Source organism: Aerococcus suis (genome assembly GCF_900176325.1).
GTDB classification, from domain to species: domain Bacteria; phylum Bacillota; class Bacilli; order Lactobacillales; family Aerococcaceae; genus Aerococcus; species Aerococcus suis.
In genome coordinates this window covers 1-6,380 of record NZ_FWXK01000011.1, presented here as the reverse complement: position 1 = coordinate 6,380, position 6,380 = coordinate 1, and the positions used below count along the sequence as shown (strand labels likewise).

General features: G+C 36.9%; 9 protein-coding genes and 2 pseudogenes. 8 read left to right on the top strand and 3 right to left on the bottom strand.

What is annotated here, in order from left to right:
* Nucleotides 1–634: 634 nt before the first annotated feature.
* From yidD to B8955_RS06700, 6 genes and pseudogenes are all read left to right on the top strand, one after another.
* Nucleotides 635–895, top strand: a pseudogene (gene yidD / locus B8955_RS06725) (membrane protein insertion efficiency factor YidD); the annotation flags it as partial.
* A complete protein-coding gene (trxA, locus tag B8955_RS06720) occupies nt 876–1,196 on the top strand; it encodes a thioredoxin (RefSeq protein WP_084099460.1) in 321 nt (106 codons plus the stop codon). The pseudogene yidD and the gene trxA, both read left to right, overlap by 20 nt.
* A gap of 22 nt (nt 1,197–1,218) precedes the next feature.
* Nucleotides 1,219–1,524, top strand: a complete 306-nt coding sequence (locus B8955_RS06715; protein ID WP_084099459.1) for a rhodanese-like domain-containing protein — start codon at nt 1,219–1,221, stop codon at nt 1,522–1,524.
* Nucleotides 1,524–3,176: an FAD-dependent oxidoreductase gene (locus B8955_RS06710; protein WP_084099458.1), complete on the top strand. Its 1,653-nt coding sequence runs from the start codon at nt 1,524–1,526 to the stop codon at nt 3,174–3,176. The genes B8955_RS06715 and B8955_RS06710 overlap by 1 nt, the downstream gene beginning before the upstream one ends.
* The gene (locus B8955_RS06705) at nt 3,176–3,472 is read left to right on the top strand and encodes a rhodanese-like domain-containing protein (RefSeq protein WP_084099457.1); all 297 of its coding nucleotides are present in this window, start codon (nt 3,176–3,178) and stop codon (nt 3,470–3,472) included. Before B8955_RS06710 ends, B8955_RS06705 begins: the two co-directional genes overlap by 1 nt.
* Nucleotides 3,472–3,732 (top strand): metal-sensitive transcriptional regulator, encoded by a 261-nt coding sequence (locus tag B8955_RS06700; protein WP_069286780.1) that lies wholly within the window; start codon nt 3,472–3,474, stop codon nt 3,730–3,732. Before B8955_RS06705 ends, B8955_RS06700 begins: the two co-directional genes overlap by 1 nt.
* 149 nt (nt 3,733–3,881) lie before the next feature.
* On the opposite strand, the gene B8955_RS06695 is transcribed toward B8955_RS06700, so the two are convergent.
* From B8955_RS06695 to tnpA, 3 genes are all read right to left on the bottom strand, one after another.
* Complete coding sequence (locus B8955_RS06695) at nt 3,882–4,250, bottom strand: winged helix-turn-helix transcriptional regulator (protein WP_026466285.1); 369 nt, start codon at nt 4,248–4,250, stop codon at nt 3,882–3,884.
* A gap of 107 nt (nt 4,251–4,357) precedes the next feature.
* A complete protein-coding gene (locus B8955_RS06940) occupies nt 4,358–4,528 on the bottom strand; it encodes a hypothetical protein (RefSeq protein WP_016896865.1) in 171 nt (56 codons plus the stop codon).
* 79 nt (nt 4,529–4,607) lie between these two features.
* On the bottom strand, nt 4,608–5,030 hold the full coding sequence (tnpA, locus tag B8955_RS06690) for an IS200/IS605 family transposase (protein ID WP_084099456.1): 423 nt from the start codon (nt 5,028–5,030) through the stop codon (nt 4,608–4,610).
* A gap of 102 nt (nt 5,031–5,132) precedes the next feature.
* Here tnpA and B8955_RS06685 point away from each other — a divergent pair, with 102 nt between their 5' ends.
* Together B8955_RS06685 and B8955_RS06680 are read left to right on the top strand one after the other, a co-directional pair.
* Nucleotides 5,133–6,092, top strand: coding sequence for a transposase (locus tag B8955_RS06685; RefSeq protein ID WP_234983546.1), 960 nt, complete (start codon nt 5,133–5,135; stop codon nt 6,090–6,092).
* Nucleotides 6,093–6,129: 37 nt separating this feature from the next.
* Nucleotides 6,130–6,380 (top strand): annotated as a pseudogene (locus B8955_RS06680) (IS6 family transposase); the annotation flags it as partial.

The following is a 6,380-nucleotide window of genomic DNA, read 5'->3' as shown; positions in this document are numbered from 1 at the left end:
CGAGGATTATATAAGAAAACCCGAAAAGAAGGCACTCTCTTCGGGTTTTCGGTCTGTACTGAAATCAAGGTATTATTGGGAATCCCAGCTTAAATCATAGATACCGTAAGGGATTTTATTCTTTATTTAAAACTTTGCAACAGAACCGTTGGAGATATTATATCGTTTGTACAACCACCATGTTTAGGACAAACTCTCTGTTTTAACAGAGAGTAGTTGATATTTTCTCCCTTTCTTCAACATTAGTATTAGGTATGCCGAAATAGAATTCTACAGGAGTTCCTGAATGAATTAACCGACGTATTGTTTCTTTTCTTCATTTTTTGATTCTCCGTGCATTTGTTACTGTAGTTGTCTAATTTCTTGCTTCTCTGCGATAAAAAATAAGCATACCGTTAATATCCTTCTTCTATTTACAATGACTTCTCAAATCACTAGATACCATTAAGTTATCTATATATTCAAGCCTATTTAACAATGTTCGGTAGTACTATATCTAGAAAACAAATAAAATATTAAAAAATGTTATTTGCAGTCTGCATCCTTCAGTAAGAAAAAACTTTACAAATAATACCTACGGGGGTATAATAACAATACGCATAGGGGTATATAAAAAGCAGCATCCTTTTACCATGTTAAAGATTATCAAAGAGGGATTTCACCGCTGCTTCCGCTGAGATGTCGCGAGTATCCCACTTGCTCGCACCGTGCTGTTGAAGGGGTGGGAAAACACGGCGCAACAAAAGGATCTCTGATGCAAGCTGGACGTATAATGCGGTGTCATCCATTTGTAAAAGGTGGATATGATCTAGTGCTAAGTACATTTTCAGTGAAAAGAAATAGCAAACTAAAGATAATTAGAGAGGAGCAATCAAATGACAGTAAAAGTAACTGATAGCACACTACCGTCCGAAGTACAAGACGGGATTACACTAGTCGATTTTTGGGCGCCTTGGTGTGGACCATGTAAAATGCTAGGACCAGTATTAGAAGAATTAGAAGCAGAATTTGCACCTAGAATTAAAATTGCAAAGTTGAATATTGACGAAAATAATATAACAGCCAGTCAACTAGGTATTATGAGTATTCCGACTATGGTTTTATATAAAGATGGTCAACCGGTTGAAAAAATAGTTGGCTACCAACCAAAAGAAGTACTGAAAGAGTATTTAACGGAAAAAGTAACCATAAAATAATCATCTATTGAGGAGGAAAAATATGTTTTTTAAAAAAATACCTACGATTTCAACCACTGAATTAGAAAAGAAATTAGCGGATAAACCGCAAATTATTGACGTGAGAGAACCACATGAATTTAAAAATGGTCATATTCCAGGAGCAAAAAATATACCATTGTCTAAAGTTGCTAACTACACGCCTAAAGGTCAAGTTTATGTAGTGTGTCAATCGGGGATGCGTAGTAAACGAGCAACGAAAATGTTACTGAAACAAGGTCATGATGTTATTAACGTCCGTGGCGGCATGATGGCCTGGACAGGCGCAACAAAAGGAGGTAATAATTAATGAGAATAGTCATTATAGGTGGTGTAGCAGGCGGAATGTCTGCCGCTACAAGGTTAAGACGGTTGAATGAAACAGCAGAAATTATCGTATTAGAAAAAGGGCCTTATGTGTCATTTGCGAATTGTGGTTTGCCTTATTATGTCGCTGGAGAAATCGATGAACGGACGGATTTGTTAGTTCAAACTCCAGAAACTTTGCAAGCAAGATTCGATTTAGATGTGCGGCCAAATAGTGAAGCTATTTCTATTGATTCCGATAATAAAGAAGTGGTCGTAAAAACCGATCAAGAAACATACACGCTGGGGTATGATAAATTAATCTTATCCCCAGGAGCAAAACCATTCATTCCTCAAGCAAAGGGATTAGAAGAAGCAGAGAATATTTTTACCTTACGTTCCGTTCCTGATGTCGATGCGATTGCCAACTTTATCAATATACACAACTCTAAAAAAGCAGTTGTCATAGGTGCTGGGTTTATCGGGCTAGAAATGGCAGAAAGTTTAGCCCAACGAGGAATAGAAGTTACTATTGTGGAGAAAGCACCACATGTACTACCACCTTTTGATGAAGAAATGGCAGCTTATATAACGAAAGAATTAGTAGCTAATGGTATAAAATTGTATACAGGGTTGGCAGCTGAATCATTTGAAGAAAAAGGTAAAATCGTAGTATTGGAAAATGGAGAACGCTTGGAGAGTGATATCACTTTAATGTCTGTCGGTGTAAAACCGGAAACAACGGTAGCTTTAACAGCCGGTGTCGAAACAGGTTTACGCGGTGGGATAGTCGTTGATGACCAATATGAAACTAGTCAAAAAGATATTTACGCTGTGGGGGATGCGATTGTCGTTAAACAACAAATCAACGGAGAAGACACAATGATTGCATTGGCTTCGCCAGCTAACCGACAAGGCCGTCAAGTGGCTGATGTCATTAGCGGATTAGAGCGCAAAAATAAAGGTAGCATAGGGACAGCGATTGTACGAGTGTTCAAAATGGCAGCAGCGTCGACCGGTTTGAATGAACGCCAATTGCAACAATCTGATGAGGCGTACGAAGTGATACACATTCAAGGAAAAAGTCATGCGGGCTATTATCCTAATGCAAAAACCATTGTCTTAAAGTTATTGTTTCATCCGACCACAGGTAAAATTTATGGCGCTCAAGCCATCGGAGAAGATGGTGTAGATAAACGGATTGATATCATTGCTACAGCTATTAAAGCCGGAATGACGGTGCAGGAGTTGCCGGAATTAGAGTTCACTTATGCCCCTCCATTTGGTTCTGCTAAAGATCCTGTTAATATGGCCGGTTATGTAGCTTTAAATCTTATGGAAGGCATTAGTGAGTCTGTTCAGTGGTATGAATTAGAAGACAAGCAAGCAGAAGGATATTTACTGCTAGATGTTCGAAATGAAGGTGAACTGAAATCCAACGGCCGCTTAAAAGGTGCAGTCAATATTCCTTTAGATAGTTTGCGAGACCGCATGGCGGAGTTGCCCAAAGATCAACCGATTATTGTCAGCTGTCACAGTGGGCTGCGTAGCTATGCAGCAGAAAGAATATTGAAACAAAATGGCTACCAAGCCAAGAATTTAGATGGCGCATTTGCTCTTTACTCAACTGTAAAACCAGAAAAGGTGGTAAAATAATGCATCAATCAATATCAATGTCAGAATTTGAACAAAAATGGAAAGAAAATAATCTTCCTTTAGTAGACGTTAGAGAAATCGACGAATGGGAAAACGGTCACCTGGACGGCGCAATCCATGTTCCTTTAAGTAATCTTTCAGCTGAAAAAAATAAATTGGATAAAAGCCAAGAGTATTATGTAATGTGTCACTCCGGAGCGCGTTCTTCAATGGCTTGTCAACAATTAGCACAAGAAGGATACCAAGTGATAAATGTAATGGGTGGAATTTCTGCTTGGAATGGAGAAATTGTTTAGTGGAGTACGATAAAAAAATTGTGAACCGTTTGAAACGTTCTGACGGTCAATTGCATGGCGTTTTGAATATGATGGAAGAAGGAAAAGATTGCGTGGATATTGTGACTCAATTATCAGCGGTTCGCTCTAGTATTGATCGTGCGATTAGTTTAATTGTTGCCGAAAATTTAGTAGAATGTGTTCAAGAAAATATTAAAGATGGTAGCACAGGTGAAGAGAGTATTCAACAAGCAATTCAATTACTAATGAAGAGTCGCTAGCTATGTGTTATGACTTATGCTACATTAACTTGTAACAATATTTTAAATGAATATAAAGGTATAATATTGGAAACACAAAATAAGAGAACAGGTTGCTAAGATGCCTGTTCTCTTATTTTTTACTTCTAGAGCAATCAACTTTGATATTTTTACTGTTCTTCAACTGAAGTTTCTGAAGGGTTTTCTTTCAAAAAATCTCTAAAACTATCTCCCCAATCACAAATAGCAGTTACAACGGGTTCTAGGTGTAAACCAATTTCACTTAGTTGATACTCTACTTTAGGAGGTACAACCGGGTATACAACCCTAGTAATGATTTGATCATCTTCTAATTCCCTTAATTGTCTAATTAACATACGTTGATTGACATCGGGAAGGTATCTTTGTATTTCACTTAACCTTAATGGAGACTGTTGTAGCAAGCACCAGATAATCGCTATTTTCCACCGTCCACCTATAACGGATAAAGCCAAATCCTTGCTAGTGAAAAAAGTTTTTTCTTTATAATGAATGGTCATATAGTACCATCTCTTTCTATTGATGTTTTGTATATACTGACAAAAAAGTCAGTATTATCTAACGGATTATAATACGAGATTATGGAAAAGTATAGCTGCTGTTGCACTTAATTTGACAATTGAAGCAATAAATATAAGCCGATAAGAAGTAAGAATAGCGTCAAGAAACCATGGACGATTTTTGTCGATTGAAATTCTTTAGGGTATTTAAATAAGAAGATATACCCATTAACGAAACCGGCGACAACGAGAAAGATAGCGAAAATAGTTAGATACATGATGACTCCTTTACTTATGATGATACTTTTATTTAAAGTCGCCCCTTGAGAAAACCGTGTAATTCATTACATGGATGAATCAAGTTCTAGGGCGACCGTCATTGTATTCCGTTAATTGATTTTCTATATACTTTTTGACCGTTTCTTTAGACATACTGCCTACTGTTGCCATGAAATAACTAGGTGTCCATAAATGGCCACCCCATAACATTGTCTTTGTTTCTGGATATGCTTTGAACCATAGACGTGCAGATTTCCCTTTAAGTGTTTTGACGATACTACTTGCGGCATGTTTAGGGTTGAACGAAATCAACATATGGATATGGTCAGGCATAACTTGGAGCGATTGGATGACAATATCGTGTTCATCACAAATATGCGTCAATATATCTTGCATGGCATTTTGTTTTTCAATGGTTGTAAATATTTCTTTACGATACTTTGTTACCCAAACCAAATGGAAATTAAAATCATAGACATTTGTCCTTGTTTTCACTATCATATGTAAACACCTCTTTAATTATATTATAGCAATTGTTATCGCTATAAACAACAGTCATACGTATGGTATAATATATCTATAAACGTAAGGGGGGGTGAAAACATGTATCAAGGAATTGAGTGTAAAATCTATCCTAACGAAAAACAGCGTCAGTTAATTCATATGACCTTTGGTCATACCCGATTCATCTGGAACGAAATGTTGGCCATGTTGAATGCGCGGTACGAAAACAATCCTGACCTTCAAATGCTATCTTATAATGCGTTATCCTCTCTTATTCCACAAATGAAGAAGGAATATCCCTGGTTGCGTGAAGTTGATAGCGTAGCTGTTCAATGTAGTGTTAAACGCTTATCCGAAACTTTTGTCCGTTTTTTTAAAGGCTATTCAAAATACCCAAAATTCAAATCAAAGAAGAACACCAGACAGTCGTATTTAAGTACCATACGTGGCAACAACATTCGTTTTAATGACAATCAACGGTATATCAAATTACCTAAATTAGGTTGGATAAAATGTAAGTCAAGTGTGTTTCATATTGAGAATGAACGCATAAAATCTGTCACCGTTAAATATACACCTAGTGGCGACTACTATATCTCCCTTTTGGTCACAAGCGATAATCAAGCAATGCCCAAAACAGGAAATGTAGTCGGTGTCGATTTAGGTGTAAGTGATTTAGCTATTACGTCTGATGGTCAAAAATATCAAAGTCAGCGACTACATTTGTCTTATAAGAAGCAATTACATTATTGGGAAAAGCGAATGGCCCGTAGACGTTTACAAGCCAAAAAGAACGGTGTAGCTTTAGTGGATGCGAAAAACTACCAGCAAGCCAAACGCCAAGTGGCCCGTATTCATCAACGTATCAAAAACATCCGTAAGGATTACATTCATAAAATCACAACCGATATGGTTAAAAGTTATGACGTTATCGTTCTAGAGGATTTAAAGACGACTAATATGATGAAAAATCATCAATTAGCCCGTTCAATCGCTGGCCAATCCTGGCGGATGTTTAGAACGGTTCTGTTGCAAAGTTTTAAATCTACTATCAAATAAGGTAGAATAATAGAAAAAGATAGCAGGAGGAATGACGATGAATCATTTTAAAGGAAAGCAATTTCAGCAGGATGTGATTATTGTAGCCGTGGGCTACTATCTTCGTTATAACCTTAGCTATCGTGAAGTTCAAGAAATCTTATATGATCGTGGCATTAACGTTTCTCATACGACGATTTATCGTTGGGTGCAAGAATATGGCAAACTACTCTATCAAATTTGGAAAAAGAAAAATAAAAAATCCTTTTATTCATGGAAAATGGATGAAACGTACATCAAAATTAAAGG

Excerpts from the sequence above, each read along its gene's own strand:
- trxA (WP_084099460.1), top strand. The coding sequence starts at position 876 with ATGACAGTAAAAGTAACTGATAGCACACTACCGTCCGAAGTACAAGAC.
- B8955_RS06715 (WP_084099459.1), top strand. The coding sequence starts at position 1,219 with ATGTTTTTTAAAAAAATACCTACGATTTCAACCACTGAATTAGAAAAG.
- B8955_RS06710 (WP_084099458.1), top strand. The coding sequence starts at position 1,524 with ATGAGAATAGTCATTATAGGTGGTGTAGCAGGCGGAATGTCTGCCGCT.
- B8955_RS06705 (WP_084099457.1), top strand. The coding sequence starts at position 3,176 with ATGCATCAATCAATATCAATGTCAGAATTTGAACAAAAATGGAAAGAA.
- B8955_RS06695 (WP_026466285.1), bottom strand. The coding sequence starts at position 4,250 with ATGACCATTCATTATAAAGAAAAAACTTTTTTCACTAGCAAGGATTTG.
- B8955_RS06940 (WP_016896865.1), bottom strand. The coding sequence starts at position 4,528 with ATGTATCTAACTATTTTCGCTATCTTTCTCGTTGTCGCCGGTTTCGTT.
- tnpA (WP_084099456.1), bottom strand. The coding sequence starts at position 5,030 with ATGATAGTGAAAACAAGGACAAATGTCTATGATTTTAATTTCCATTTG.
- B8955_RS06685 (WP_234983546.1), top strand. The coding sequence starts at position 5,133 with ATGTATCAAGGAATTGAGTGTAAAATCTATCCTAACGAAAAACAGCGT.